The sequence below is a fragment of the Sulfuricurvum sp. genome, assembly GCF_049587615.1.
Lineage (GTDB): Bacteria > Campylobacterota > Campylobacteria > Campylobacterales > Sulfurimonadaceae > Sulfuricurvum.
Map to the genome: position 1 here is coordinate 97,917 of NZ_JBAVEF010000012.1, position 26,244 is coordinate 124,160.

Annotated in this window: 24 protein-coding genes; 10 read left to right on the forward strand and 14 right to left on the reverse strand. The window is 48.0% G+C overall.

Features of this window, described 5'->3' with window-relative positions; all coding sequences use genetic code 11:
* The first annotated feature begins 15 nt into the window (after positions 1-15).
* Together kdsB and WB308_RS01105 are read left to right on the forward strand one after the other, a co-directional pair.
* Entirely contained in the window at positions 16-738 is a 723-nt protein-coding gene (gene kdsB, locus WB308_RS01100) for a 3-deoxy-manno-octulosonate cytidylyltransferase (RefSeq protein WP_424188140.1), read from the forward strand.
* Between the two features lie 131 nt (positions 739-869).
* Entirely contained in the window at positions 870-1,538 is a 669-nt protein-coding gene (locus tag WB308_RS01105) for a response regulator transcription factor (protein WP_424188142.1), read from the forward strand.
* On the opposite strand, the gene WB308_RS01110 is transcribed toward WB308_RS01105, so the two are convergent.
* Both WB308_RS01110 and WB308_RS01115 read right to left on the reverse strand, forming a co-directional pair.
* On the reverse strand, positions 1,539-2,645 hold the full coding sequence (locus WB308_RS01110) for a methyl-accepting chemotaxis protein (RefSeq protein WP_424188144.1): 1,107 nt from the start codon (positions 2,643-2,645) through the stop codon (positions 1,539-1,541).
* Between the two features lie 9 nt (positions 2,646-2,654).
* Positions 2,655-3,035 carry a PAS domain-containing protein gene (locus tag WB308_RS01115; protein WP_424188146.1) on the reverse strand — a complete coding sequence of 127 codons (381 nt, stop codon included), beginning with the start codon at positions 3,033-3,035 and terminating at the stop codon, positions 2,655-2,657.
* Between the two features lie 282 nt (positions 3,036-3,317).
* Between WB308_RS01115 and WB308_RS01120 the strand changes: the two genes are divergently transcribed.
* The gene (locus WB308_RS01120; protein ID WP_424188148.1) at positions 3,318-3,659 is read left to right on the forward strand and encodes an alpha/beta hydrolase; all 342 of its coding nucleotides are present in this window, start codon (positions 3,318-3,320) and stop codon (positions 3,657-3,659) included.
* 10 nt (positions 3,660-3,669) lie between these two features.
* Here WB308_RS01120 and WB308_RS01125 read toward each other — a convergent pair whose 3' ends face one another.
* From WB308_RS01125 to rpsO, 8 genes are all read right to left on the reverse strand, one after another.
* Complete coding sequence (locus WB308_RS01125) at positions 3,670-4,608, reverse strand: M14 family metallopeptidase (protein ID WP_424188150.1); 939 nt, start codon at positions 4,606-4,608, stop codon at positions 3,670-3,672.
* Positions 4,605-5,543: a M14 family metallopeptidase gene (locus WB308_RS01130; RefSeq protein WP_424188152.1), complete on the reverse strand. Its 939-nt coding sequence runs from the start codon at positions 5,541-5,543 to the stop codon at positions 4,605-4,607. The genes WB308_RS01125 and WB308_RS01130 overlap by 4 nt, the downstream gene beginning before the upstream one ends.
* 8 nt (positions 5,544-5,551) lie before the next feature.
* The gene (locus tag WB308_RS01135) at positions 5,552-6,253 is read right to left on the reverse strand and encodes an alpha-E domain-containing protein (protein ID WP_424188154.1); all 702 of its coding nucleotides are present in this window, start codon (positions 6,251-6,253) and stop codon (positions 5,552-5,554) included.
* Positions 6,250-7,614, reverse strand: coding sequence for a circularly permuted type 2 ATP-grasp protein (locus tag WB308_RS01140; protein WP_424188156.1), 1,365 nt, complete (start codon positions 7,612-7,614; stop codon positions 6,250-6,252). Before WB308_RS01140 ends, WB308_RS01135 begins: the two co-directional genes overlap by 4 nt.
* Positions 7,615-7,734: 120 nt before the next feature.
* The gene (locus tag WB308_RS01145) at positions 7,735-8,628 is read right to left on the reverse strand and encodes a transglutaminase family protein (RefSeq protein WP_424188158.1); all 894 of its coding nucleotides are present in this window, start codon (positions 8,626-8,628) and stop codon (positions 7,735-7,737) included.
* Positions 8,629-8,631: 3 nt separating this feature from the next.
* Positions 8,632-11,097, reverse strand: a complete 2,466-nt coding sequence (locus WB308_RS01150; RefSeq protein WP_424188186.1) for a circularly permuted type 2 ATP-grasp protein — start codon at positions 11,095-11,097, stop codon at positions 8,632-8,634.
* A gap of 45 nt (positions 11,098-11,142) precedes the next feature.
* The gene (locus tag WB308_RS01155) at positions 11,143-14,514 is read right to left on the reverse strand and encodes a DUF2126 domain-containing protein (RefSeq protein WP_424188160.1); all 3,372 of its coding nucleotides are present in this window, start codon (positions 14,512-14,514) and stop codon (positions 11,143-11,145) included.
* 198 nt (positions 14,515-14,712) lie between these two features.
* Positions 14,713-14,988: a 30S ribosomal protein S15 gene (gene rpsO, locus WB308_RS01160; protein ID WP_424188162.1), complete on the reverse strand. Its 276-nt coding sequence runs from the start codon at positions 14,986-14,988 to the stop codon at positions 14,713-14,715.
* Between the two features lie 164 nt (positions 14,989-15,152).
* Here rpsO and WB308_RS01165 point away from each other — a divergent pair, with 164 nt between their 5' ends.
* The 5 genes from WB308_RS01165 (at position 15,153) to WB308_RS01185 (ending at position 21,483) form a co-directional block, all read left to right on the forward strand.
* The gene (locus tag WB308_RS01165; RefSeq protein WP_424188164.1) at positions 15,153-15,557 is read left to right on the forward strand and encodes an RrF2 family transcriptional regulator; all 405 of its coding nucleotides are present in this window, start codon (positions 15,153-15,155) and stop codon (positions 15,555-15,557) included.
* Between the two features lie 3 nt (positions 15,558-15,560).
* Positions 15,561-17,756, forward strand: coding sequence for a flagellar biosynthesis protein FlhA (flhA, locus tag WB308_RS01170; protein WP_424188166.1), 2,196 nt, complete (start codon positions 15,561-15,563; stop codon positions 17,754-17,756).
* Positions 17,757-17,763: 7 nt separating this feature from the next.
* On the forward strand, positions 17,764-18,840 hold the full coding sequence (locus WB308_RS01175; protein WP_424188168.1) for a DHH family phosphoesterase: 1,077 nt from the start codon (positions 17,764-17,766) through the stop codon (positions 18,838-18,840).
* A 119-nt stretch (positions 18,841-18,959) separates the two neighbouring features.
* Complete coding sequence (locus tag WB308_RS01180) at positions 18,960-20,792, forward strand: ATP-binding cassette domain-containing protein (protein ID WP_424188170.1); 1,833 nt, start codon at positions 18,960-18,962, stop codon at positions 20,790-20,792.
* Entirely contained in the window at positions 20,779-21,483 is a 705-nt protein-coding gene (locus tag WB308_RS01185; RefSeq protein WP_424188172.1) for a pseudouridine synthase, read from the forward strand. The genes WB308_RS01180 and WB308_RS01185 overlap by 14 nt, the downstream gene beginning before the upstream one ends.
* On the opposite strand, the gene WB308_RS01190 is transcribed toward WB308_RS01185, so the two are convergent.
* From WB308_RS01190 to WB308_RS01200, 3 genes are all read right to left on the reverse strand, one after another.
* A complete protein-coding gene (locus tag WB308_RS01190) occupies positions 21,480-22,079 on the reverse strand; it encodes a pentapeptide repeat-containing protein (protein WP_424188174.1) in 600 nt (199 codons plus the stop codon). The genes WB308_RS01185 and WB308_RS01190 overlap by 4 nt on opposite strands.
* Before the next feature lie 22 nt (positions 22,080-22,101).
* The gene (locus WB308_RS01195; protein ID WP_424188176.1) at positions 22,102-22,983 is read right to left on the reverse strand and encodes a hypothetical protein; all 882 of its coding nucleotides are present in this window, start codon (positions 22,981-22,983) and stop codon (positions 22,102-22,104) included.
* A 99-nt stretch (positions 22,984-23,082) separates the two neighbouring features.
* On the reverse strand, positions 23,083-23,319 hold the full coding sequence (locus WB308_RS01200) for a CopG family antitoxin (protein WP_424188178.1): 237 nt from the start codon (positions 23,317-23,319) through the stop codon (positions 23,083-23,085).
* A 96-nt stretch (positions 23,320-23,415) separates the two neighbouring features.
* Between WB308_RS01200 and WB308_RS01205 the strand changes: the two genes are divergently transcribed.
* Positions 23,416-23,847 (forward strand): hypothetical protein, encoded by a 432-nt coding sequence (locus WB308_RS01205; protein ID WP_424188180.1) that lies wholly within the window; start codon positions 23,416-23,418, stop codon positions 23,845-23,847.
* Positions 23,840-24,619 carry a nucleotidyl transferase AbiEii/AbiGii toxin family protein gene (locus WB308_RS01210; protein ID WP_424188182.1) on the forward strand — a complete coding sequence of 260 codons (780 nt, stop codon included), beginning with the start codon at positions 23,840-23,842 and terminating at the stop codon, positions 24,617-24,619. Before WB308_RS01205 ends, WB308_RS01210 begins: the two co-directional genes overlap by 8 nt.
* Positions 24,620-24,623: 4 nt before the next feature.
* Here the strand turns inward: WB308_RS01210 and WB308_RS01215 are convergent.
* On the reverse strand, positions 24,624-26,244 hold a 1,621-nt coding region (locus WB308_RS01215), incomplete at its 5' end, for a copper-translocating P-type ATPase (RefSeq protein ID WP_424188184.1).

A 26,244-nucleotide genomic window follows, 5' to 3' on the forward strand; every position in this document is an offset into this window, starting at 1 on the left:
TTACGAGGTTTACTAATGATTATTATCCCTGCCCGTCTCGCTTCTACCCGCTTTCCCGAAAAAGTTCTCGCCGACATCGGCGGTCTGCCGATGGTGATCCGCACCGCCAAACGGGTCGAGTCAATCGACCGTGTCGTCGTCGCGTGCGATGATGAAAAAATCCTCGACATCTGCGCCGCTCACGGTGTCGAAGCACGCCTCACTTCTACCACCCATAAAAGCGGAACCGACCGTATCAATGAATGCGCTCAGATCATCGATGTCCCCGATGACGAGCTCATTATCAACGTCCAGGCGGACGAGCCGTTTATCGAAACGGAGGTACTCGAGCTCCTGATCGAGCGTCTCAACACCCTCAAAGCTGGGAATGCACCGTTCATCATGGGGAGCTGTTACAACGCGATTAATACCGAATCGGCACAAGACCCCAACCTCGTCAAAGTGATCACCGACGTCGATCATAACGCGATCTATTTCTCCCGCTCACCGATTCCGTTCAACCGCAGCGGGGAAGCCAACTATTTCGGACATATCGGGATTTACGGATTTACGAAAAAATCACTCCACGATTTCTGTTCCCTCGGTGAAGCACCGCTCGAAGACATCGAAAAACTCGAACAACTCCGTGCCCTCTATCACGGCAAAAAAATCTCGATGGTCAAAGTCGCGAGCGCAGGATTCGGGATCGATACAGTGGAAGATTTGGAGCGAGCGAAGAAGATTTTCGGGATGGAATGATCCCGAGACAACAGACGTGTGTTACATCGAATAACCGTGAATATTTCTTTGGATCGAGAGAAAACGAAAATCGACCACTATACTTTAAAGATAAATAAGTAATAATAATCCATTCCAAAAATAAGCGATTCATGATTTATCCAATTCTTTATGTCGAAGACGATGATACGACACGCGATGTGATGAGTGCCATTTTAAATCATCATTTTAACGAGGTTTATACCGCTTCAAACGGGATAGAGGGGTGGGATCTCTACCTAAAAATCCGCCCTCTCGTGTTGATCGTCGATATGAAAATGCCCAAGCTCGGCGGGATTGACCTGATTCAAAAAATTCGTCAAACCGATAATGAGATCTTTATCATCGTTGCCTCCGCCCATTCGGACAAAGAAGATTTGATCTCTTCCATCCACCTCAACGTCAACCGTTATTTTATCAAACCCATCAATGCCAAAGAGGTCATAGCCCAGATCAATGAAGCACTCCGGAAATACAAAGAGGGGGATCACCCTCTTCTCATGGCTCTGACCCCTCTTTTTTCGTACGATTTAAAAAATAAAATCCTCTACAAAGAGGGTCACCCTTTCAAAATAACCAAAATCGAAAATCAAATCCTGTGGCTGCTCCTCAAAAATCGGAATCGGCCGGTCAGTTACAGCCAGTTTGAACATGCGATATGGAATGAGTTTTCCATGACCAAGTATGCGCTGAGAACCCATATCATGCAGTTACGAAAAAAACTGGAAAATCAGATCACCATACAGAACCTTTCGGGTGAAGGGTATCTGCTGGTGCTCTAATCAGAGCAGCTGATCCATAGCGTGAAGCAGTTCGTCCATCTTACCATCGACCGTTCCCACGTATCGGGTCAAATCCATCATCTCGTCCATATTGCGGTTAAGCTCTTGACTGTTATCATTGATTGACTGGATCAGAATATTGATCGTTGCGGAGGTCTCCGCCAAGCTTTTTTGAGTCCGTTCGGCAAGTTTGCGTACTTCATCGGCAACAACGGCGAATCCTCGGCCATGTTCCCCGGCACGCGCAGCCTCGATCGCCGCATTGAGGGCCAGTAGATTCGTCTGATCGGCGATATCCCCGATCGTGGTGAGAATTTGCTTGGTCTCCTGAGCATTTCCGGCAAGCGACTGGAGATTACCCGAGAGTTCATGTTCTTTATTCGCCACTGAATGAATCCGTTCAACGGTCGAGTTGATCATCGTGTTCAGTTCGACAAATTGGTTGGTACGAAGCGTTTCAATCGTCGTTTGCAACTGCTTGGTATTGTTGTTCAATACCTCTTTGGCCACATTGTTTTGATCCTCCATCGACTGCAAAGCGGCACCCAAATCATTAATTTTATGTAACATTTGTGCCATTTTCCCTTCAACGTCGATACTCGTTCGAGCGGAAAATTTCCCTTCGCTCAGTGCTTCGAGGACCTGTATCGCTTTGTCCAGATTTTTTTCGGTCGAATCGAGCATGTGGTTCATGGTTTTCCGCAACAAATGGACATGGGGGGTTTTACTGTCGCTGGCAACGCGGCACGCATAGTGTCCACGACTCACTTTGTCCGCAAGAAGGACCATCTCTCCGGCTACTTTCGTATCTTGGATCAATATCTCTTCGTGCTTTTTCGCCAGCTGATTGATTTTATCTTCCAAGCTCCCCGCAGAGGCTTCAATCGGTTCTAAACGATTACGCTTAAACTGCAGCAATGCCATAAAGCGATCCAAATGGCCGATGAGTTGATCGTTCGTTCCCGATCGAATAGCAACCATAGCAATCGAAAAGGCGGCAAGGAGAAGAATACCGACAACCGACCATTTGCTCTCCATGCTCAGTTGCATAATCGCGGCAAGAACGGCAAAAAGAATCACAATACTAATTTTTAATGATACATTCATCTATTTTCCTTAACGCATAGTCTGATACAGTTTTTCAGCCGCGGCAATCTCTTCAGGCGAAGCTTTGCGGCGACACGACATGTATCCCCCCTCGCCGTTTCCGCACTCGATATTGGGATAAACCGTGGCATAGACCCAATAAAAGCCGCCGTTTTTCGTCCCGTTTTTGACGTATCCCGTCCACACTTTACCTGACTTTACCGTTTCCCATAAATCTCTAAAAGCGGCTTTGGGCATATCTCTATGACGGACAATATTATGGGGCTGACCGATCAACTCTTCCAATGTATATCCCGCTATTTTGCAAAAATCCTCATTTGCAAACAGTATTTTCCCTTTTGAATCTGTCTGCGATACCAAAAAATCGGTGTCGGCAAGTACATGTTCCATCAACTATCTCTCCTCAATCCATTCGATTTTTTTCTCTTTTAAACTATCGTTCTTCTCACACTAGTGGGCGTAAATACCCGTGTGAAATGTTAAACAAGCAGACGATAATTCTATATCTTATCCATAGATAATAGAGAAAAAATAAAGAAAATATACGCTAATCCAGAAAGGGGTACAAATTTTCAAATGCGGAGTTCGTAATCGTTCGCTTACGCATATGAGTGCTATACTATTGCTATGTTTGAAGCGTACAATGGTTCTATTGAACCATAAGGAGAAATAATGTCACTCATCGAAACTTTTACCGATTACGTTCTCAACCGCAAAAATCTCAAAGAGTATGTGGAAGTTCGTAAAACGATCAATGAACGGGGGGAATTCAACGATGCCAAACTGATTCAGGCCGAAGAGAATCTCCAACGTTTAAAAAATGAAGAACCGGAGATTTATGAGGGGATGTACGAAACATTGGCCAAAATTTACGCCCGCAATGCAGGTCTCTCCATCGAATACCCGATCGATTTTATCCGGCAAATTCTCAAAATGTACAAAGATACGCACACCCCTGCGCAGGTGTACGAAGAGTATAAACGGGTGCTAGAGCATTATCATCACGATGTTTGATGCATTAGCTTTATTCTTTTGACGCTACCGACGCAATCCGAAAAGCGATTGAATTTTGGAAAATGAGGGGATGGGCATACTGACAGGTAACGACGCCGTCGATCGGAGCAATAATCTTTTCAAGCTTTTCACCGCTGAGTGCATCCGTGATTCGTCCCAAAGTATCCCCTTTCTCAATCGTCGTACCGCAGAGGACTGCCGAATCAAAAATACCTGCACGGGACGCTTTGAGTACCGTAATATTGTCCGGTTCAATGATATTGCTTTGAAATCCCTCAAAGAGCGGTAAATTGAGCATGCCGCGCTTTGCCATAAACCGTACCAAAGCCCCGTGAACCTCACTGCTGCTGCTTTGATCGATTGTACCATTTTTCCCAAATACGACAGAGAGGGCTTTTGTCTCCCATAACTGCCAGTTGTATTGGAGCATAACGGTCTCAATCGGGCTGTGACGACGATGATGGATAAAACGCATCCCTAAATCTTTTGCCGTATCCATATCCTCATACCCGCTTTGAATCAGTTTTACATACGGTATACACATCCCCTGATCACGCCGTCCTTCTAAAATAATACCGTAGTCGTATCCTTGAAGCGATGCAAACAGCTTTGCGGCAATCCGCTGCGTCGTCTCCCCCTGAGCATATCCGGGGAACATCATATTGATGTCGGTTTTGTCCAAAGGCCAAAAAGTCTCTCCCATATTCAACGCATAGGTATTGACGGCCGGAATGACCAAAATTTTGCCAATAATTTTCCCCTCTTCCTCTTTTTGACGTAAAAAATCGACGAGGCGGGACGCAACGTAGAGCTGGTTGATATGATCGCCGCTCATCGCACCGACAATCGCAACAGAGGGTCCCTCGGAATCCTCACCGAATAAAAATCCATCGACTTTCAGCGGAGCACGATTGGGTGATTTAAAGTTCAGTATTTCAATGCGTTTCATCCGTTTTCTCCAAATATCCGTCCCACTAACGATCCTTCATAGACAATCGGATAGGCTCTTAGGGTAAAGAGTATCCCTCCGATCGGGGCAATGACTTCATCGAGGATCACACCGCTCAGAGGATCGACGATCTGCCCCACAATCGAACCTTTTTCAATCATCTGACAATGCTCGATTGAGGGGACGAACAATCCGGGAGACGAAGCATTGAGATACGCCACTTCCCCCACATGTGATTGGATCGGCATTCTCACATCCAGCGGTTCAATCGCTAAAAACCCTTCGCACGCCATCAGATTTAAGAGTCCGTCGAGAAGTTGATGACCGTACGCTTTGCCCAGACGCATCCCCACCCCCATCTCGACAACGAGAGTTTTGGTTCCCAGCGTATTCATTGCATGGGCAAACGTCGATTCAAGAACGGTAACGGCATCATGAACCCATACGAAATCGATGTTGAGCTTGTTGGCCAACGGGACAAGACTCTTTTCTTGGGATTTGGCGATCCGCACTTGGGGAATTTCGCGTAAAAAAACATTACTGGAATGAATATCGATCGCGATTTCGGACCCTTTCATTGCATTCACGACCCCATCGGCGATCTGAGCGGGGAGAAAATCGTTTTTGCTTCCGGGAAAGATGCGGTTCAAATCGACATCGTAAAACGGTACGGAGCGGGTGATACTGTCAAGGCCCAGAGAGTTGATCGCCGGATAAATATCGATGGTAGCGATGATCTTGTCGGGATTGGCGCGAAGCCACTCCCCCAGGAGAAAACAGACATACTGCCCTTCCAACTCATCGCCATGTATACCGCTGACAATCGAGATACGCTTGATGGTTTCTCCGCTTTTAGGAATATATCGGCATCGTTGAATCCGAAACTGTTCTCCTACCGGCAAATCGATCGAGAATACCTCTTCTATAACACCCACATTTTCTCCTATTGCGCTTGCGTTTGCGTCAGTTCCAAAGGACATGAAGTATCCTGAATCACCTTATTAACCACATTGTTTACAGAAGCAAGCACCTTGGAGAGGTCTGAAGTGGTCACTCTGAGGGGTTGATAATAGCGGTTAAGCCGTCTGGCAATCACATTCATCCCTTCCAGCTCGGCATTGACCAAATCGATCCCCTCATACAATCGTAAAATGAGATCGAACCGCTCGATCTGCTGACCAAGTCGAATAAAGTTATAGGCTTTCGGTCGCCCGAGCTCGGAAGAAAAAATTCCCAAAATAAGGGCGAATTCATCAATAATCTCTTCCAAACGAGTGGGACTGACCACATGATCCCGTCCGGAAACAATCTGGTTGTGAATCTTATTAAGCGTTGCAAAACCCCGCTCATCGAGTAAATGGCGGATTTCTATGGCATTTTCACGGGCCCAGCCGATAATCGATTCGATACTTCCGCCCTGGGTTCCGTAAACCCCCTGTTTCAAAAAATCGAGGGCATTTTTATACTCAATTTTGACTCCCAGTTTGGCGTAAAGCTTCCGTCCGTCATCCAAATCCCGATCGATAACGTTGTCATAGCTTTTCACTAACTCTTTCAGCATGGTTTCGGCACGCTGAACGTAGCGGCCGAACCAGTAGAGGCGTTGCGCCGTATTCACCGAAATGGCTACACCGTTTGTCATCATAATTCCACCACCCATGTATCTTTAAATCCGCCCCCTTGAGAGGAGTTAACCAAATAATTCCCCTCTTCCATTGCATAACGGGTAAGTCCCCCCATACTCACAGAGATTTTCTCACCGTGAATCACATACGCGCGTAAATCGGCTTTACGAGGAACAATCCCCCCTTCCATCATACAGGGCAGGTCATAAAACTCGATTACCTCTTGAGCGATAAAACGTCGCGGATCGGCAAGGATCATATCAATAATTTCCGTCCGTTGTTCAGGAGTCAGCCGATTTCCGAATAATACGCCATACCCTCCCGCTTCGGCAACATCTTTAATGACGAGTTTATCGATATTGGCAAGGACATATTCGCGATCTTTCTCATAATAGGGCAAATACGTCGGTGCATTGGAGAGAATTGGCTCTTCGTCCAGATAATACTTCACCATTTGGGGAACAAAATAATAAATCCCTTTATCATCCGCTACCCCGTTACCGATACTGTTCATAATCGCTACATTACCCGCACGGTATGCCTTCGTGATCCCTTTCACCCCGATCAAGCTCTCCGGTTCAAATTCTTCGGGATCCAAAAAATCATCATCAAGACGTCGATAAATCGCTCCGACACGAAGACGCTCACCGTTGTACGCACGTAAAAAGACCTCATCGTTCTCCACAATCAGATCTTCACCCAGCGCGAGTGTCGCTCCGGTGATCTTGGCAAGATAACTGTGTTCATAATAGGCCGAGTTGTACCGCCCCGGAGTCAGAACAACATTAAGTCCTCCAGTATTGACGTAATCCATCGCAGCTCTGAGTTCATCGCCGTAGTGTTTAATCTTCGAGATTTTCATCGATTCAAAAAACTCCGGATAGGTGTGGCGAAACGCACGCCGAATCGTCAGCGGATAGCTGACACCGCTGGGGACGCGGAGATTGTCTTCGAGGATGATCCATTTACCGCTCACGGCATCTTTAACCAAATCGATACCGCTGATATGGGTACGGACTGCTTTCGAGGGGACGACCCCCATAAATTCCGGTAAAAAACCTTTTGCCGAATCGACATACTCGCGCGGTACGATTCCGTCAGCCAATATTTTTTGATCGGTATAGATGTCATTGAGAAACGCATTGAGGGCTTTGACCCTCTGTATAATTCCCGCTTCCAAATCATCAAACTCGGCCTTCGGGATAATACGGGGAATCATATCAAAAGGAAAAGAACGTTCAATAAAATTTCCCTCTTTAAAGAGGTTGAAATTCACCGCATTGGCTTCTAAAAAATCTTTAAACTCGGAAACTTTGGTTTGATCTACACTATCGAAGATATCATAAAACTTTTGTAATTCCGGACACACTGGTTCAAGCATCGGCACCCCTTAATCTTTAGGACTAATTCAATCATATCCTAAAGTCATCTCAAGGGCTGCTTAAAAAAAATGCAATTACCGATTTAACTTGAAAAACAGAACAAAAAGAGGTATAAAAGGCTACTCCTCGCGGGAAACATCGACCATAACCCCCAAATGGCTCGAACCGCTTCCGCTCACTACCCCTTGCATCGGAGAGATATCGCCGTAATCACGCCCGTATCCCAAAAGTATGTGTTGATCCAACGGTACCATATTGTTGGTCGGATCAAAATCAAACCACCCAAAACCGGGGAAGAAAACCGAAAACCAGGCATGAGAGGCATCAGAACCGAAGAGTTTTTCTGCCCCTTCGGGGGGAGTCGTCTCAATATACCCGCTCATATAACGAACACACAGTCCGGCTCCCCGCAATGCACTCAGAGCAAAATGGGCGAAATCCTGACATACCCCTTTCTTCTGAGCAAAAACCGTCTCGACAGGGGTACTGAGATCGCTAAAACCGCTGACAAAAGCAAAATCGGAAAATATCCGATTCATAAACTCTAAAACCCCTTCGTACAAAGAGCGTTCCGGTTTGATCGATTCCAGAACATAATTCAAAATATCGACCGATGCAATCGGCAAGAGAGGACTTTTTAGGGTAAATTGTTTCGCTTCGATGATTTCAGGAGTCAGAAACATCATCCGCTCCTGCGCCTGAGCATAGGTCAGACCATGCACCCTCCGACGATTTTCCTGGAGCGTTTCCATAGCGTCAAAATCAATTTTTACCCGTGATTGTGCTACAACATTGAGCACGGTATGCGGTTCACGCACCAAAAGATGGTGGAGATGATTTCCGAAAAAGTCGTCATATCCTTCTATCTCTGCCGCAGCCGGTTCAATGGTCAAATCGAAATTGAGAACTTCCTGGATCGCCGTATTACGCGGCTGAAGACGAATCAGGTTATGACTAAAGCCGGCTTCATGCTGATAAAAAAAGCGGGTGCTGTGGTAAATCGTATATATCATCGGTTACTCGTCATAATGGGCAAAATAGGTTTTGGAGATCTCGCTGGAAGCTAATAGCAGTCGTTCAGAGAGTGAAGAGAGGAGTGATTCGAGTTCGCTTCGCAGATACTCATCCTCCGGCAATGCGCAAAGGGTATCGATTTTACTGAGCCGTATCATCGAAAACGCTTCAAAAATAGGCTCCTCGTATCGGCTGAGATAGGTGGCATTTTTGAATTTCGGCAACTGCGGGAGGATTTTCAGCAATCCGTCAATCTCGCTAATAAGGGATTTTGGAAAGTTGATATCCAGCAACAAAAATTCAATGACATTGCGCATCTCGAACGAAGAACGGTAACGAGCACGGTAAGCGTTTAGACTCTCACACGTCGTAAGCAGTGTCTCTAAGATTTCGTATTCACTCACAACATCGTGCACGGGAATCAGCAGTGCTCTCGCTTTGGAGATAAGCAGCTGCGAACGCTCAAGTCGCGCACCGATCTCATACAATACAGAGCCTTGATCGGCGAATAGAGACTCCTGTATCAACTCTTTATACGCCATCATCTGCATCAGGAGCTTATCAAGGTTGTGTATCATAAATCGGGGAAACGGTTTTTCTTCATTGCAGAATTGATTCCATTCCCGGCTTAGGCGTTCATAAATACGCGACGCTTCGAGAGGGAGAAGACTTTTGGCATACGTATTGGCATTGGAGAGCATGGTCATAATCTGAGCCAAACTCCCTACCCGCGATCCATTAAAACTTACCGACGCTATCTCATCAAACGGGGCTGCCGCAACCTCTTCATCCAAAAATCCAGGATAGGTCATCGTTACATGGGTGAGCGCTTTGGTCAGGAGCGATTGGGTTTGCGTGCTGGAGAGATGATCGTAGCGCGAAGCATTGGTCATGTATTTTAGAACGGTTCGGATCATCCGCGCGGTAATGATAGAGCGCATAACGTACCGTCCGAGCCAGAAAAGGTTCTCGGCACGGAGACTCGGAATATTTTCAAAAGAGTTCTCAGTGAGGGTTCGGGTTTGAAACGTCGGACTCAAAGGGACGCTTTGAGACTTTCCGAGTACCCACAAATCTTTACTACTTCCCCCGAATTGGTTCGATACCATCAGAGAATCATTGTTCGCCCCGACCCGCACCAAAGCCCCCGGCATCAACGTATAGGTATCTTCACGTGCAATCGTATAGGCACGGATAACCGCTTTGCGTGGTTCAATCGACTCTTTTACGAGTGACGGACACGTTGCGAACTCCACCTCCTCTTGCCCGACATAGCGATGGGGTTGACCCAAAATCTCTATACGGAGGGCTTTAAGTTCTTTTTTGGTGAGCGTTTTACCCACATAGGTATGTTTTTCACCCGTTCGATCAATCGTTTTAATGATGAGGCGTTCCAAATTCTCCAATACATACTCTTGCTCTTTGCTCTGACCGCACCACCATGTGGCAATTTGAGGGAGAATAAGCTCTTCATCAAGAAAATAACGAGCTAAATGGGACATAAAGGGATTGAGTCCGAGGTTCTCCAACACGCCGCTTCCCAGGGGGTTGATCATCGCTACGCCGCCGGATCGGATCGAATGCACTAAACCCACGACACCCAGCTGAGAATCGGCTCGGAGTTCCAACGGATCGCAATACGTCTCATCCACACGACGTAAAATCGTATCGATACGGCGAAGTCCTTTGAGACTTTTGAGCCATACGGCTCCATTTTTGGCAAGTAAATCCTGCCCTTGAACCAAGGTAAGCCCCAAAAAAGAACTCAGATAGGCATGTTCAAAATAGGTTTCATTGTGCGGTCCGGGAGATAAAAAGACATTGAGAGGATCAAAATTTCTCTCATTCGTTTGAAAAAGAGATTTAAACGTTTCAAAAAAATCGTACAGCCGTTGAACCGAAATCCCTTCAAACAGCCCCTGCATCACGCTGTTCATCGTAAGACGGTTTTCGATTGCGTATCCAAGTCCCGAGGGGGCTTGGGTACGATCATTAATCACCCATAACTTTCCGTCCGGTCCCCGTGCCATATCGGCGGCATAAATGCTCAAACGCATTTTCATTCCGTGCATTTCCCGCATAAAACCGCTGTGAGCGTAAATAACTTCCATCGGAATGATCCCGTCACGAATTGCCTTTTGCTCTCCGTAAATGTCTTGCAACAGGAGATTAAAGAGTTTGCACCGCTGTTTCAGCCCCTCTTCGACAACACGCCACTCCTCCTCTTCGACCAGCAACGGAATGGGGTCAAGTTTCCACGGGCGGTTTAATCCCCCCGGATCGTTGTAAACATTATAGGTAACGTCATTATCTTCGAGACGCCAATCGATCTCTTTTTGTTTGGCGCGGAGCTGATCGAGCCCTATTCTCTCAAGATTCGCCTTTAACACTTCCCAATGGGAACGGATATTTTTATCCTCATCCACCATTTCATCGTACGAAGAGTTTTGAGAATAGCGTTGAAACATAGAATCCAATCCGGTTACCTTTTTGATAAAGTAACGGATTTTACCCTATTGTGCATTAGGACTCCATTTTCGGCGTAAATCGAGGGTATGCGGATATTCTAACGACCCCGGTAATTCCTGATAACTAAAGGTTTTTTGTTTCGGATGGGCTAATACTTTACGTGAAGTCCCCTCTTCTCCCATCAGTTCCTGCGCTCGGATCATCGGTTCATGCACCTCTTCGATCTCCCCTTGGGTATGTCCGAATCCCCAATAACGGCTGATACGGCGTGATTGCGCTTCGAGCGTGTTCACGGGGAATGTATCGTAGGCACGTCCTCCCGGATGGGCGATGAAATAGGTAAACCCTCCCATGGAACGGCGGTTCCACGTGTCGACAATGTCAAACACGAGAGGCGTATCCACCCCGATCGTCGGGTGCAATGCCGACCACGGCTGCCATGCGCGGTATCGTACTCCTGAGACGTATTCACCCTCGACCCCCGTAGAGACGAGAGGTACCCGTACCCCATTGCAGGTGAGCACATAGCGCTCACTCACAAAATCACGTACCCGAACCTGTACACGCTCTAGCGAAGAATCAACATAACGGGCAGTTCCTTGTGAGCTTGATTCTTCTCCCAATACATTCCATGGCTCGATCCCTCCGCGCAATTCGCAGTGAATCCCCTCGATCGTACTCATCCCATACAATGGAAAACGGAACTCGAAAAATGGATTAAACCAGTCAGTTTCAAACCCGTATCCCTCGGAGCGTAAAAACTCAACGATATCACGGATATCTTCACGTACGTAATGTTCGATCAAGAATTTATCATGGAGCTGTGTCCCCCAGCGTACCAGTTTATGACGATAGGGTTTTTTCCAAAAGAGCGCTACGAGAGTACGGACCAACAACATCTGCATCAGCGACATTTGCGCATGCGGCGGCATTTCAAACCCTCGTAGTTCCAAAATCCCCAACCGTCCCGTCGAGGAGTCGGGAGAATAGAGTTTATCGATACAAAACTCGCTTCGGTGGGTATTTCCCGTCAAATCGGTGAGCATATGACGGAAGAGACGGTCGGTAAGCCAAAACGGAACCTCTCCCCCTTCAGGGATTTGGTTAAACGCGATTTCCAGTTCGTAGAGATTTTCCAGCCGTCCCTCATCGACACGGGGTGCCTGAGAGGTAGGTCCGATAAACTGCCCTGAGAAAAGATACGAAAGACTCGGATGGTGCTGCCAAAAGGTGATCAAAGAACGTAACAGCTCAGGATTACGAAGCAATGGGCTGTCGCTCGGGGTAATCCCCCCAATCGTGACATGATTGCCTCCTCCGGTACCGGATTGTTTACCGTCTTGCATAAACTTAAGTGTCCCCAAACGGGATTGATGCGCCTCTTCGTAGAGGGTGTCGATTACCCCCGTGAGTTCCTTCCAGCTCGAAGTGGGATGGATGTTGACCTCGATCACACCCGGATCGGGAGTAACCCGCATTTTTTCGAGACGCAGATCGTTTGGAGGCTCATACCCCTCGATCATCACCGCCATATTCAAAGCCTCTGCCGTCTCTTCGATCGAAGCGATCAGATCCAAAAAGGCTTCGGTGTTGGTGATGGGGGGGAGAAAAATAAAAAGTTTCGATTCGCGGATTTCGACACTGATGGCCGTTCGGACAAAAGTCTCATAATCGGTTGTTTTTTTCGTCGATTTTTTTACTTTTGCCGCACGTTCTTTGACCGCGCTGTGATACTCCCCGAGTGAGGGAAATGCACCGAATAGATCGGGTTCGAAGCTCTGTTCCAGTTCGATATGCGGTTTGTGGGTCAGCGAATCGAGCGGTAGCCGTAATCCGACAGGAGAGGTTCCCGGTGCTAGAAAGAGCTGCGCACGTCTGAACTCCCATCGGCAGGTAATCCAGCGCGTTGTCCCCCAGTTCAAAGGGAGGACAAAACCGGCCGGTTTATCGATCCCACTGGAGAGGCTCTCCGCCAAAGCTCGCCGTTCTAACGAATCTTTCAGCGTTGCTTTGAGCGGATCGACATCGACCGGCAGCAACGATTCTTGGAGCAGTGCTACGAGGGGATCGTTGTAGGCATCGTAAATATTTTTATCGCTGATCCCCAGATTCAAACACAGTTTGGCCAAAAACTTCCGCGCATCCTGAGGGGTGTAATCGAATGTCTGATCCAAACTCGCCAGTAAATCGGGATTGTTCCAAATCGGCTGTCCGTCTTTGCGCCAAATAATCGTAGACATCCATCGTGGCAACGGCTCACCCGGATACCATTTCCCCTGCGCGTGGTGAAGCAACCCCCCTTTGCCGAAGGTTTTCAGTAATCGTCTGGAGAGGACATTCGCCAACTCTCGTTTGTGCGGGCCGTCCGCTTCGGTGTTCCATTCGGGTGATTCCATATCATCGATCGAGACGAATGTCGGTTCCCCCCCCATCGTAAGACGGACGTCGTTCTCTTGCAGCTCTTTATCGACTTGGTATCCCAGTGCATCGATCGCTTCCCACTGTTCGGCACGGTACGGTTTCGTCACGCGGGGAGATTCAAATACCCGCGTCACCGTGTTGGAGTAGGTAAATTCCACTTCGCATTTGTCCATCCCCCCCTCGACCGGAGCGGCACTCTCAGGATTCGGGGTACACGCCAGCGGTATATGCCCCTCTGCGGCAAACAACCCGCTCGTCGCATCCAGCCCGATCCATCCCGCACCCGGGATATAAACCTCCGTCCACGCATGCAGATCGGTAAAATCCTCGCTCGGGCCGCTGGGGCCGTCGAGTGAAGCAACATCGGCGGAGAGTTGCACGAGATATCCCGACACAAACCGCGCCGCAAGCCCCAGATGGCGAAGCACCTGCACAAAAAGCCATGCAAAATCGCGGCACGATCCCAACTTATTCCCCAGCGTCACTTCACACGTCTGAACCCCCGGTTCGAGGCGGATAGTATAGTTGAGATACTTATGGATTGCCATGTTGAGTTCTACGAGGAAATCGTTAATATTTCGCTCTTTCAGATCGAGGGTTTTGAGAAACTTTTTGAGTTTTTTCCCCTCTTCCGTGATCTCTAAATACGGAGAAAGCTCTTTTTTGAGCTCCTTTTTATACTTAAAAGGAAAATTGGTCGCATACTCTTCAACAAAAAAATCAAACGGGTTGATACTCACCAACTCCGCCAGCACCTCTACATCTATGGAGAGTTCTATTGTCTTTTCAGGGAAAACGATCCGTGCCAGGTAATTGCCAAACGGATCTTGCTGCCAGTTGATGAAATGATCATCAGGCTTGATGTTGAGCGAATAGGCCTCAATAGGGGTACGGCTGTGAGGAGCGGGACGGAGGCGGATCACATGGGGAGAAAGATTGATAGGACGATCAAAAGCATAATGGGTTTTGTGAGAGAGGGCAACTTTGAGCGACATCGGATTCCTTTGCGCATACGTAAATATCAGCAAGGATAACACACTTTACAACCATTTGGAGAACAAAGATTGTATATTTATCAGACAAACACCTATTTCGAGTGTTTCAGATTTTACCGTTGATAATGATTCTAATAAGGAAAAAAGCGGATGAAGAAGAGCTGAAGATTCCCCGAAAATCGGGGAAGAGAAAACAATTTAGATGTTGTCGCGAATACCGAGATCAGCAACCAATTTGTTGTAGCTTTCGCGGTTTGTACGTTTCAAGTAACGCATCAAACGACGACGTTGACCAACAAGTTTCAAAAGACCAAGACGTGATGAGTGGTCTTTTTTGAATGTTTTAAGGTGTTCAGTAAGGTCTGCAATACGTGTTGAAAGGAGTGCAATTTGCACTTCACTTGAACCTGTATCCCCTTCTGTTTTTTGGAATTGCTTGATGATTTGCGCTTTTTTCGCCGTATCTAAAGCCATAATAGCCTCCTGATGGGTATATAAATTTACCTTGAAAAACAATCTTTTCTAAGATAGGGTCGGAATTATAGCCAAAAATATCCTGTTTTGCGGTAAAAACATCCGCAAGTAGCCTCTAATAATTTTTAGCTATAATAACCTTTTGATTACCGGAGGAGTGTGCTATGTTAATGACCCGTGCCAGCGAATATGCCCTATTATCGCTTATCGTTTTGGCTAAAGCAGGTCGCGCTTTGGATGCAGACACGTTGTCTCGTGAACTCGATATCTCTAAAAGCTTTTTAGCCAAGATCCTCCAATCCTTAGCACGACAGGGAATTTTAAACTCGTACAAAGGGGTCAACGGAGGTTTCGAACTTGCCCGTCATTCTCGAGACATTACCGTTCTTGAAGTTATGGAAGCGGCGGAGGGGAAAAGCCCTGCCGTATTCAGCTGTTCCCCCTCTGCCGATGATTGTCCCTCCAACAAAGCACTCAGTTGCGGACTTTGGCCTTTTTTAAATCGATTACAGGGGAAAGTGGACGCTTTTTTAGGCACGCTGACTCTCGAAGCCATTTTAGAAGAGTAATGCTTGGCTAAAGCGAAAAACAAGTCACCCGGCGTCAAAACCGTTCTTTCGGCACTGTTCGCATCACGCGACCTGAGTGTCGTCTTTTTTGTTATGGCTATTTTGGCGATTATCATCGTCCCGCTGCCGAGTGCACTCCTTGATTTGCTGCTCGCAGTGGTTATCGCCATATCGGTGCTTATATTACTCATCTCACTTTACATACCCAAACCAACCGATTTAACGACCTTTCCGACACTTTTACTGGTTATCACCCTTTTTCGCCTCTCTCTGAATATCGCGACGACGAGGATGATCCTCAGCCACGGGCATGAAGGGCCCGAGGCAGTCAGTGACATTATCACCAGTTTCGGAAATTTCGTTGTCGGCGGAAATCTTGTTATCGGAATTATTATCTTTAGCATTCTGGTTTTGATCAACTTCATGGTTATCACCAAAGGTTCGGGACGCGTTGCCGAAGTTGCGGCACGTTTTACCCTCGATGCGATGCCCGGGAAGCAGATGGCGATCGATGCCGATCTCAACAGCGGACTTATCGACGAAGCCGAGGCTAAACGGCGTCGTGCGGAGATCTTGCAGGATGCCAACTTTTACGGAGCAATGGACGGTTCGAGCAAGTTTATCAAAGGGGACGCGGTTGCGGGGATTATCATCACCCTCATCAATATCATCGGCGGCTTTTTGATCGGCATTTTTCAGTTTGATCTCGATGTGGGTTCCAGTGCCACAACCTATACCCTTCTCACCATCGGGGACGGCCTCGTTTCGCAAATTCCGGCCCTTATTATCTCTACGGCTGCGGGTATTATGATTACCCGCGGTTCGAGCGATACCGGCGGAAATTTCGCTGAGGGAAGCATCAACCAACTTATGGGAAATGCCCGTATTATGATCATCGTCGGATTCATCATGCTCCTCTTCGCGGCGGTTCCGGGATTACCGACCCTCTCGATGGGATTTATAGGGCTTATCTTCGCCGGGCTGGGCTACGCACTTTATAAATATGAAAGAGGGGAACTCGTCCTCACCTCCGCCCCTTCCGTTATGAAAAAAGGCTCTCCTGCAGGTGCGGAGGGAACACCGTTGGGTGAAGGGGGAACACCCGCAGCCCCTCGCCGAAAAACCAACGAGGAGATCGCCAAAGAGGAAGAAGCGGCTCTTGAAGATATCCTTAAAATCGAAATGCTGGAACTCACTCTGGGGTATCAGCTTATTCGTCTCGCCGACAGTGCCCAGGGGGGAGATTTGTTGGAACGTATCCGCAGTATGCGGCGCAAAATTGCTTCCGATTTCGGCTTTTTGATGCCGCAGGTACGTATCCGTGACAACCTTCACCTTAAACCGACCCAGTACGAAATCCTCCTCAAAGGGGTCAATATCGGGGATGGATTTATCCAACCGGATCGTTTTTTAGCCATGGACAGCGGTATGGCGATGAGTGAGATCGAGGGAGAACCGACCAAAGAACCGGCATTCGGGTTGGACGCATTTTGGATTCTCCCGGAACACAAAGAAGATGCTATTATCAATGGCTATACCGTCGTCGATCCCGCTACCGTCATCTCGACGCACATGAGCGAACTGGTGAAAAAATACGCCGAAGAACTTCTCACCCGCCAAGAAACCCAATCCTTGATTGAGAAGATCAAAAACGACTATCCGGTGGTGGTGGATGATCTTCTTAAGGTGGCCAATATCGGTCTTATCCAACGTGTTTTTAAAGCGCTCTTGCACGAGCGGATTCCGCTTAAAGATATGATTACCATCCTGGAGACTATGGCCGATGTCGCGGAATACACCAAAAGCGTCGATACGATAACCGAACACGTCCGTGCCAAACTCTCCCGCATCATAACGCAGCTCTACACCAGTTCGGACGGGATTATCAAACTCTTGACCTTTGACACCATGAGCGAGCAGCGTATGTTGGAAAAATCCCAAGAGCGTGACGGTGTACGCCAGCTTCTCCTCAATGTCGGGGAAATCAACGGTCTCATTCAGGCAACAAGCCTCAAAGCAACAGAATTTCTCCAAAAAGGGATTTCCCCGATCATCGTCATCGTGGATCCGAAACTTCGTCGCCCACTGGCCGAAATTTATGAACGGTTCAGTCTCGACATTACCGTTCTTTCCCATGCCGAAATCGATTCAAATGCCAAATTTGAAGTGCTCGGTTCCATCACTTTAGACACCAAATAGGATACTTATGCAAAAAACCATTTACCACCTCTCCCATATCGACCTCGACGGATACAGCTGTCAGCTTGTCATGGCACAGACATCCCACACAATGATCAGCTTTAACGCCAATTACGGTGCCGAAGTGATGGACCGCCTCGAAGAGATTATCGAACGGATCAAAAAAGGGAAGCAAACCGCAACCATTCTCATTTCCGATCTCAACCTCTATCCCGACGAAGCACGATGGCTCAATAACGAGGTCAATCGGCTCAATGAGAGCGGTTGGGAAATCACGATTACCCTCCTCGATCATCATGGCAGCGGCAAAGACACGGCGGCACAGTATCCGTGGTATTTCCTCGATACCGAGCGTTGTGCAACCAAAATCGTTTATGAATACGCGCTTCAACATTACGGGCTCCATGGAGGCGGATGGCTCGAAGCGTTTGTCAAAGTCGTCAATGCCGTCGATCTGTGGCACCAAAATGAAGAAGATGACTTTGAGTACGGAAAAGTATGTATGCGCCTTATCAGCGATGCCAAAGAACTCAGCCGCGTTATGTTTGCCGATGAAGATCGCGAGTATAAGCTGGCGATGCTGGAGCAAGCCGCAACCATGCGCTATCTCCCCAATGCCAATATCGTCCTGGACGAGGCACTCCACAAGATGAAAAAAGAGTTTTTCAAAGACGGTGTCGATAATACCCTCGATAATCTCTCGACAAAATACATAGTGGCACTGCTGGGAACCAAACGTTCCACCATGACGATCTACTACAAAGGGTGGCGGGGCTTTTTGAGCTACGGTTTGGGGAATACTTCCATTATCGGAAACGGCTTTCTGACCGAATTCCCGGATTTTGATTTTATCGTCGATGTCGGAACGCGAGGAACCATGAGCTTGCGCGGACACGATAAAGTCGATGTGGCCGCTATGGCGGGCGAATGGGTCGGCGGCGGCGGACATCCCAATGCTGCGGGGGGGCGGATCAACGGCTTTAAAGAGCAGTTCCGCTACGACAAAGTAAAACGGCAAATCGAAGATATGCTCTCCAACAAAGAGGCGATGCCCGGTAAATTACCGCATAAGATTGAAGAGTAACCTATCGTCATCCTCGGGCTCACGTGCCCTATAGGGTATGATCCGGGGATCCATCCCAAAGCGAAAGCTGGATTCCCGCCTTCGCGGGAATGACAAAGAAAATAAATAGAAGAACCAAAATGATTCAAATCAATAACCTCACCAAAAGCTACGGTACACGGGTCCTTTTTCAGGATCTCTCCCTCAAACTTAACGCCGGAAACAAGGTCGGATTCGTCGGACGTAACGGGACGGGAAAATCGACCCTCTTTAAAATCATCCTCGGCGAAGAGCCCTACGATTCGGGAGAGATTATTATCCCGAAAAACTACCGTATCGGCACGCTGCGCCAGCACCTCCATTTCACCCATAAAACCGTCCGTGAAGAGTGTGCCTCCGTTCTCACTGGGGATATGGAACATGAGGTCTACCGCGTCGAGAAGATTCTCTTCGGTCTGGGATTTACCCAAGAGGATTTGGAAAAAGACCCCATCAGTTTTTCAGGGGGGTATCAAATCCGCCTCAACCTCGTGAAACTCCTCGTCACCGAACCCAATCTCCTCTTACTCGATGAACCGACCAACTACCTCGATATCGTCTCGCTCCGGTGGCTGGCCTCGTTTATACGCGCGTTCGAGGGGGAAGTGATCCTCATCACCCATGACCGTGATTTTATGGACTCTGTAACCACTCATACGATGGGATTGCGCCGCCGCTGTGTCAGTATCATAAAGGGAAACAGCCACAAATATTATGAGATGATGGCGAGTGAAGACGAGCTGTATGAGAAGACCAAAATCAACCACGATAAAAAGCGTGCCGAGTTAGAGGATTTCGTCGCCCGAAACAAAGCCCGCGCGTCCACCGCAACTCTCGCCCAATCCAAACAAAAAGAGCTGGATAAAATGGGGATCATGGAGTCACTGGAGGGAGAAAAAGATCTCTCTTTTTCTTTCTCCTATAAACCTACCCCTGCCAAAGTAATTATGCAGGTCAAAAACCTCTCCTTCGGCTATAAAGAGGAGGAGCCGCTCTTTAGCGATCTCAACTTCACCCTCGAAAAAGGAAAGCGCCTCGCCATCATCGGGAAAAACGGCAAGGGTAAATCGACCCTCCTCAATACCCTCGCAGGGGTTTTGACACCGAACGGGGAAATAGCGTCACAACCCTCGACCGCCATCGCCCATTTCGGTCAGACCAACATCGACCGCCTCGATAAAAACCGAACCATCACCGAAGAGATCCAAAGCGCCGATAACACTTTGCAAAACGTCCGTATCCGTGGAATCTGCGGAACGATGATGTTCAGCGGCGACGATGCCGATAAAAAAATCTCTATCCTCTCAGGGGGGGAGCGGAGCCGCGTCATGCTGGGGAAAATCATCGCCACCCCCGCCAATCTCCTCTTCCTCGATGAGCCGACCAACCACCTCGATATGCAGTCGATCGATTCGCTCTGCGACGCGCTGAAGCGGTTCGAAGGCTCCGTCGTCATCGTCACCCACTCCGAGATGCTCCTGCGCTCCCTTGCCGATCAGCTTATCATCTTCCGTGAGGGGAACGCTGAGTTTTTCGACGGCACCTATGATGACTTTTTGGAAAAAATCGGATGGGATGAAGAGATCACCGACGCCCCAAAACCGGTCAAAGCGACCCAAAACGTCAATAAAAAAGAGAACAAACAGCAGCGTGCCGCACTGGTGCATGAGCGTTCCAAACTCCTCAGCCCGCTGAAAAAAGAGGCGAATCATTGCGAAAGCACGATCATGAAGCTCGAAGAGAAACTCAAAACTTCCCACGAGCTTCTAACGACCTATTCCAATCAGGGGGAGACCTCCAAACTCCTCGAACTCTCCAAACAGGTCGGTGACGATGAAAAGATGATCGAAGAGCTGTTTGAGCGACTCGAAATCGCGAGCGATGAGATCAGCCGCATCGAGAGCGAATACGAGGCGAAGATTGAAGAGCTCTAAAGTACGGCTCGACAAACTCCTCTCCTCATTGGGGTATTGCACTCGCAAAGAGGTTGCTCCCCTCATACGTGAGCGCATCATCACCCATATCCTCAATTTCCCCCTCAAAAGCGATACCAAAGTTTCCCATGACGAAATCCTCTATGAGGGCGAACCGCTCGATCCTCCCTCTGGGATGGTGATTTTGATGCACAAGCCCGCAGGTCTGGTTTGTTCCCACGACGACGGCGAGGGAAAGCTCGTTTACGACCTCCTCCCCCCTCGCTGGCGGCTCCGCGATCCGAAGATCTCCACCGTCGGGCGTCTCGACAAGGATACGAGCGGACTGCTCCTCCTCACCGACGACGGCGCGCTTCTGCACCGTCTCACCTCCCCCAAACACAAAGTGCCCAAAGTCTACGAAACGACGTTAGATCGCCCTCTAAAAGGGGACGAAGGTTCAATCTTCGCTTCGGGGACACTGATGCTAAACGGTGAAAAAACGCCGTGCCTCCCCGCAAAACTCGAAGTCGTCGATCCGACCCATGTGAGGCTCGAAATCGTCGAGGGGCGATACCATCAGGTACGACGGATGTTTGCGGCGGTCGGGAACCACGTCACTACCCTGCACCGCTCTAGCTTCGGAGAATTGACACTGGGGGATTTGGAGGCGGGAGAATACCGCATCATCGACGCGAAGTCCCTCGCTTAATCAACCAGTACGATCCCCATCGATTCGAGTAAAAAAAGCGCCTCGTAGCGGCTGAAAATAGAGCCCTTGAGGTGGTTGGAACGCAGATCGATAAAGGTGTTGGAGGCGTCGGTAAAGTTGGAGCCTTCGAGGTGGGTGTTGCCGAACAGCGCCCCTTTGAAATCGCTCAGGGTGAAATCGGCTTTTTGAAACGTCCCGTTGCGAAAATCGACCTCTTTGGCCCGGCACTCCCGCATCACCAGCCCCTCCAGATTCAGACCAAAGAAATTGCTATCATTGAGAATGCACTCGCGAAAGCGGATCGGATCGGCATTCAGCAAGCTCTTCCAATCCGCCATCGTCCAGTCGATCCCGATCATCTTGCACGAGACGAAATCGACATCGCTCATTTTGCTGCTGGCGAGCTTCATGAGACTCAGGTTGCAGTTTTCAAAACGGCATTCGGTGAATTTGCAGGAAGAAAAAAAGGTTTCGCTGAAATCGCAGGAGACGAAGGTGCAGTCATCGAATTCGGCTTTGGTGATCTTTTTGCCGTGGAGATCGATCCCCTCGAATTTTTCGGCGAATACGTCCATGTTGTCGGTGATGGGGATCATGAAAAAGCCTTATTGAAATAATTCATTCATCCCCTTCATTCTTACGTTCATATTGCTTAATTTCCATTATTAAGTTCATAATATCTGATTGTGTATCTAAATTTCTGCTCCATGCAGTTTTCAGCCATATCGGTAACAACTGAGTATTAAATATGAAATTGAGCAATAATTGACGCTTTGTATAACTATGCAATGATGTATCTTTGATGACAAATTGCAATCGTACAAATACATTTTCATAAGCAATATACACAATAGCAATATAAATGAATGGTAGATACAAAATAGAAAATAAAATAGGAATAACAAAACTACGTAAAGTCTCAAATGTAGTAATTTGATTAAAATGAACATAGACTTGCCAACACGCATATGCTAATAGAGACAAACCAATATAAGCTGCAATACTATTCATTAACTTTTGTACAACAATATATTTTTCATTTGTTTCAGCAATAGCGAGTACCCCCGCTATCAAAGCGGTAATGGGTAGTAAGATGAGTTCAATCCATAATGAAAGTACATGAAGATTGATAATAAAATCAATAATTATCGTTAGCTTGAAATTTTCTCTTATTGCTCTAGCAAAAAATGTTTTGTCTTCACTTATTTTATTTACCCTAAACAATAAGATCAAACCTACTGTTATACTCCATACTAACGTTGCTTTAAACTGACTGTCGTTCCAAATACCAACCCACGAAAGGAACAAAACCATAATAAAAATATACAAAGCCATTAAAAAAGTACTGGCAATAATCTGTTTTACAAAAAAAGCTTTTAATACATCAACTAAAGACTTTCGGACATCCTTATTATAAATCATCCATGTAATAGCTATGCAAAGCCACACTGCAATAGCTGTTTCTCTATTATCTAAACTTTTTATAAAATCCAATGTCATAACATAATCACCAATATTCTTTTCTTTTTCCTACCTGCATAGGAATGACTATCATGGCAAATTTTCCGATTCAACATCAAAATCAAAAATTCAAAAAAATCATTCCTCGTATTTAGCAATTACCCGATCGAACGCATCATAGATACTGATGTATTCTCCTGCCTCGATTTGCCTTTTTGCTTCGCTAATCTCACAAACAAGCGATTTTACATTCTTTGGTTGTTTTATAAAGTGTATCCTCTTGGCTTTGTCCCAGTCGACATACTTAGTCGAATCATGTTCGCCCCAAAATGCAGCAATCTCTTCTTTTGTTTTCAGTTCAGGCATTTTTTTCATAGTGATAGTATTCTATCCAATAAAATCACTGCCCTTTCCCATTTTGACAAAAACAGCGAAGAGGGATATAATTTACAAAAATGGAAAGGGGTCTAAATGGCAAAACAATCGATTGTACAAGTGCGCGGTATCCGTTTAGATACCCAACAGATCCGAAAAGCAAAAGAACCGTTACTACATTTACGACAAATCATTAACCGTAATATCGAGCGACACTACTCTCTTACTGATATAACCAAAGCTTTTGAAGGAGAGGATTATCACGAAAAAAACGAAGATCAAAAGCTGATACTCGATCGTTTTTTTGCAGAAGCCGACGAAAGCGATTTGATGGAATTACTCTCATCTTTACGGTTGGATAAACAAGGTATTGCTAAGCTCTATCGAACATCCTCTCACTCAAAAAATCCTTTAGATACCCGTTGGGACACTATTTTGGACGTTACAATAGAACGTCAGGCGAAAAAGTTTGCCGTCAAAAAAACAAGAGCTGCCGAATTAATCGCGAAGAGACGATCCGTTGCATGACTTTGTCATTCAGCAACGATTACTTCATGCAGCGTTAGCGCTGCTGGACGAAAAAAATATTACCGCTTTCGCATTTGGCGGAGGAACAGCTCTCAGCGCTTTTTACTGGCGTCATCGTTATTCGACCGATATCGATATATTCCTCTATCCTGACGGCTCAACCGATCGGTTGGATAGACTGCGCCGTGATTGGTCAGATAATATAGAATCAATCTTTTCGTCCCTTGGATACAGCGGTGTCATGCGTGCTCCAGGCCATTATCTCGAGCTCACTATCGACGATCAAAGCAAAATCCAGTTTTTTGATGTCAAACCCTATACACAAACCCCGTATAGAATGGAGCATTTTTGGGGACATATCCTCAATATCGAAACGCCTGCAGAGATCATCGCTAAAAAAATTCATTATCGAGGAAGCAAGGGACATCCAAGAGATATTTTCGATATTGCCGTAGCCGTCCATCACAACCCGACCCTTTTTTCGGACTTAACTTCACTTGGAAGAATAAACGAAGATGATTTAAATATTTTATATGCCACTCTCTCCGATATTTGTAGCGATGAAGAAAGAATACAAGCGTACCATCGAGATATCAGTGCAATGACTCCAAACCCTGAATATCGAGTACTATCTATCGGAGCACCTGAATATCTGCTTGATTTTGTCGGAACATTGTTATCATTGCGGGAGACAAAATTAGACAATGACGAATTGATAATTGCGGAAAAATGCTGTTATGAAGATATGGTTGAAAAATTTTCCGAATATTAATCCCTTATAACTTTTCCCCCTTCAACCTCAATGCATTCGTAATGACCGACACCGAACTGAAACTCATCGCAGCCGCGGCGATCATCGGCGATAGGAGTATCCCGAAATAGGGATACAGCACCCCCGCCGCGATCGGCACCCCCAAGCTGTTATAGACAAAGGCGAAAAAGAGGTTCTGGCGGATGTTGCGCATCGTGGCACGGCTGAGACGGCGGGCGCGGACAATGCCGCGCAGGTCGCCCCGCACAAGGGTGACTCCCGCGCTCTCCATCGCGACGTCGGTCCCCGTCCCCATCGCGATCCCCACATGGGCCTGCGCGAGAGCGGGGGCGTCGTTGATCCCGTCCCCCGCCATCGCAACGATATGCCCCTGATTCTGGAGCTGTTTGATGACGTCAGCTTTCTGCTGCGGCAGCACCTCCGCCTCCACCCGATCGATTCCCAAAACTGCCCCGACCGCTTCGGCGGTGATGCGGCTGTCCCCGCTGAGCATCACGACGGTGATCCCCTCTTCGTGCAGGTCACGGATCGCCTGCGCGGTGGTTGCTTTGATCGGGTCGGCGACCCCGAGGATGCCCGCTATGGCTCCATCGACGGCGAGGAACATCACGCTCATCCCCTCGCGGCGCAGAGCGTCCGCTCCCTCAGAGAGTCCTGATGCATCCATCCCCAGCTCTTCCATAAGTCTGATATTTCCGAGGGCGACGTTCCGTCCCTCGATCACCCCCGTCACCCCTTTGCCGCTCAGGGAGGCAAACTGCGCCGTTTCGCTGAGTACTATCTCCCGCTCCTGCGCGCCGTTCACGACCGCGCGTGCCAGAGGGTGTTCGCTCCCCCTATCCAGCGAGGCGGCGAATCGAATAACGTCACTCTCCTCCCACCCCTCTGAGGCAATGACCGTCGCAAGTTTGGGTTTCCCCTCGGTGAGGGTCCCCGTCTTGTCCACGACGAGGGTGTCGACTTTTTCCATCATCTCCAGCGCCTCGGCGTTTTTGATGAGGACTCCCATCGTCGCCCCCTTGCCCGTCCCCACCATGATCGATATCGGAGTGGCCAGCCCCAGAGCGCACGGGCAGGCGATGATCAGCACCGCCACCGCATTGACCAAAGCATACCCCAGAGAGGGTTCGGGGCCGAGCAAGTACCAGAGGATAAAGGTGACGATACTGATGGCGATAACCGCGGGGACGAAATACCCCGATACACGGTCTGCCGTTTTTTGGATCGGGGCGCGGCTCCTCTGCGCCTGCGACACCATAGAGACGATCTGAGAGAGGAGCGTATCCTCACCTACCCTCTGCGCCTCCATGACGAGCCCTCCGGTGGTGTTGATCGTCGCACCGATGAGGCGGTCACCCGATTTTTTGGAGAGCGGGATCGGCTCGCCGCTCACCATCGACTCATCGACGTAGCTCTCCCCCTCTTCCACGACACCGTCCACGGGTATTTTCTCACCGGGGCGGACGCGCAGACGATCCCCCTTGCGCACCATCCGCAGATCGATCTCTTCTTCGCTCCCCCCGTCCCGGACGATCCGGGCCGTCGTCGGTGCCAGAGCGAGCAACAATCGGATCGCCTCGTTGGTGCGGCTGCGGGCGCGCGCTTCGAGCACCTGTCCGAGCAGC

Coding starts and splice junctions, on each gene's coding strand:
- kdsB (WP_424188140.1), top strand. CDS start 16: ATGATTATTATCCCTGCCCGTCTCGCTTCTACCCGCTTTCCCGAAAAA.
- WB308_RS01105 (WP_424188142.1), top strand. CDS start 870: ATGATTTATCCAATTCTTTATGTCGAAGACGATGATACGACACGCGAT.
- WB308_RS01110 (WP_424188144.1), bottom strand. CDS start 2,645: ATGAATGTATCATTAAAAATTAGTATTGTGATTCTTTTTGCCGTTCTT.
- WB308_RS01115 (WP_424188146.1), bottom strand. CDS start 3,035: ATGGAACATGTACTTGCCGACACCGATTTTTTGGTATCGCAGACAGAT.
- WB308_RS01120 (WP_424188148.1), top strand. CDS start 3,318: ATGTCACTCATCGAAACTTTTACCGATTACGTTCTCAACCGCAAAAAT.
- WB308_RS01125 (WP_424188150.1), bottom strand. CDS start 4,608: ATGAAACGCATTGAAATACTGAACTTTAAATCACCCAATCGTGCTCCG.
- WB308_RS01135 (WP_424188154.1), bottom strand. CDS start 6,253: ATGATGACAAACGGTGTAGCCATTTCGGTGAATACGGCGCAACGCCTC.
- WB308_RS01140 (WP_424188156.1), bottom strand. CDS start 7,614: ATGCTTGAACCAGTGTGTCCGGAATTACAAAAGTTTTATGATATCTTC.
- WB308_RS01145 (WP_424188158.1), bottom strand. CDS start 8,628: ATGATATATACGATTTACCACAGCACCCGCTTTTTTTATCAGCATGAA.
- WB308_RS01150 (WP_424188186.1), bottom strand. CDS start 11,097: ATGTTTCAACGCTATTCTCAAAACTCTTCGTACGATGAAATGGTGGAT.
- WB308_RS01155 (WP_424188160.1), bottom strand. CDS start 14,514: ATGTCGCTCAAAGTTGCCCTCTCTCACAAAACCCATTATGCTTTTGAT.
- rpsO (WP_424188162.1), bottom strand. CDS start 14,988: ATGGCTTTAGATACGGCGAAAAAAGCGCAAATCATCAAGCAATTCCAA.
- WB308_RS01165 (WP_424188164.1), top strand. CDS start 15,153: ATGTTAATGACCCGTGCCAGCGAATATGCCCTATTATCGCTTATCGTT.
- WB308_RS01175 (WP_424188168.1), top strand. CDS start 17,764: ATGCAAAAAACCATTTACCACCTCTCCCATATCGACCTCGACGGATAC.
- WB308_RS01180 (WP_424188170.1), top strand. CDS start 18,960: ATGATTCAAATCAATAACCTCACCAAAAGCTACGGTACACGGGTCCTT.
- WB308_RS01190 (WP_424188174.1), bottom strand. CDS start 22,079: ATGATCCCCATCACCGACAACATGGACGTATTCGCCGAAAAATTCGAG.
- WB308_RS01195 (WP_424188176.1), bottom strand. CDS start 22,983: ATGACATTGGATTTTATAAAAAGTTTAGATAATAGAGAAACAGCTATT.
- WB308_RS01200 (WP_424188178.1), bottom strand. CDS start 23,319: ATGAAAAAAATGCCTGAACTGAAAACAAAAGAAGAGATTGCTGCATTT.
- WB308_RS01205 (WP_424188180.1), top strand. CDS start 23,416: ATGGCAAAACAATCGATTGTACAAGTGCGCGGTATCCGTTTAGATACC.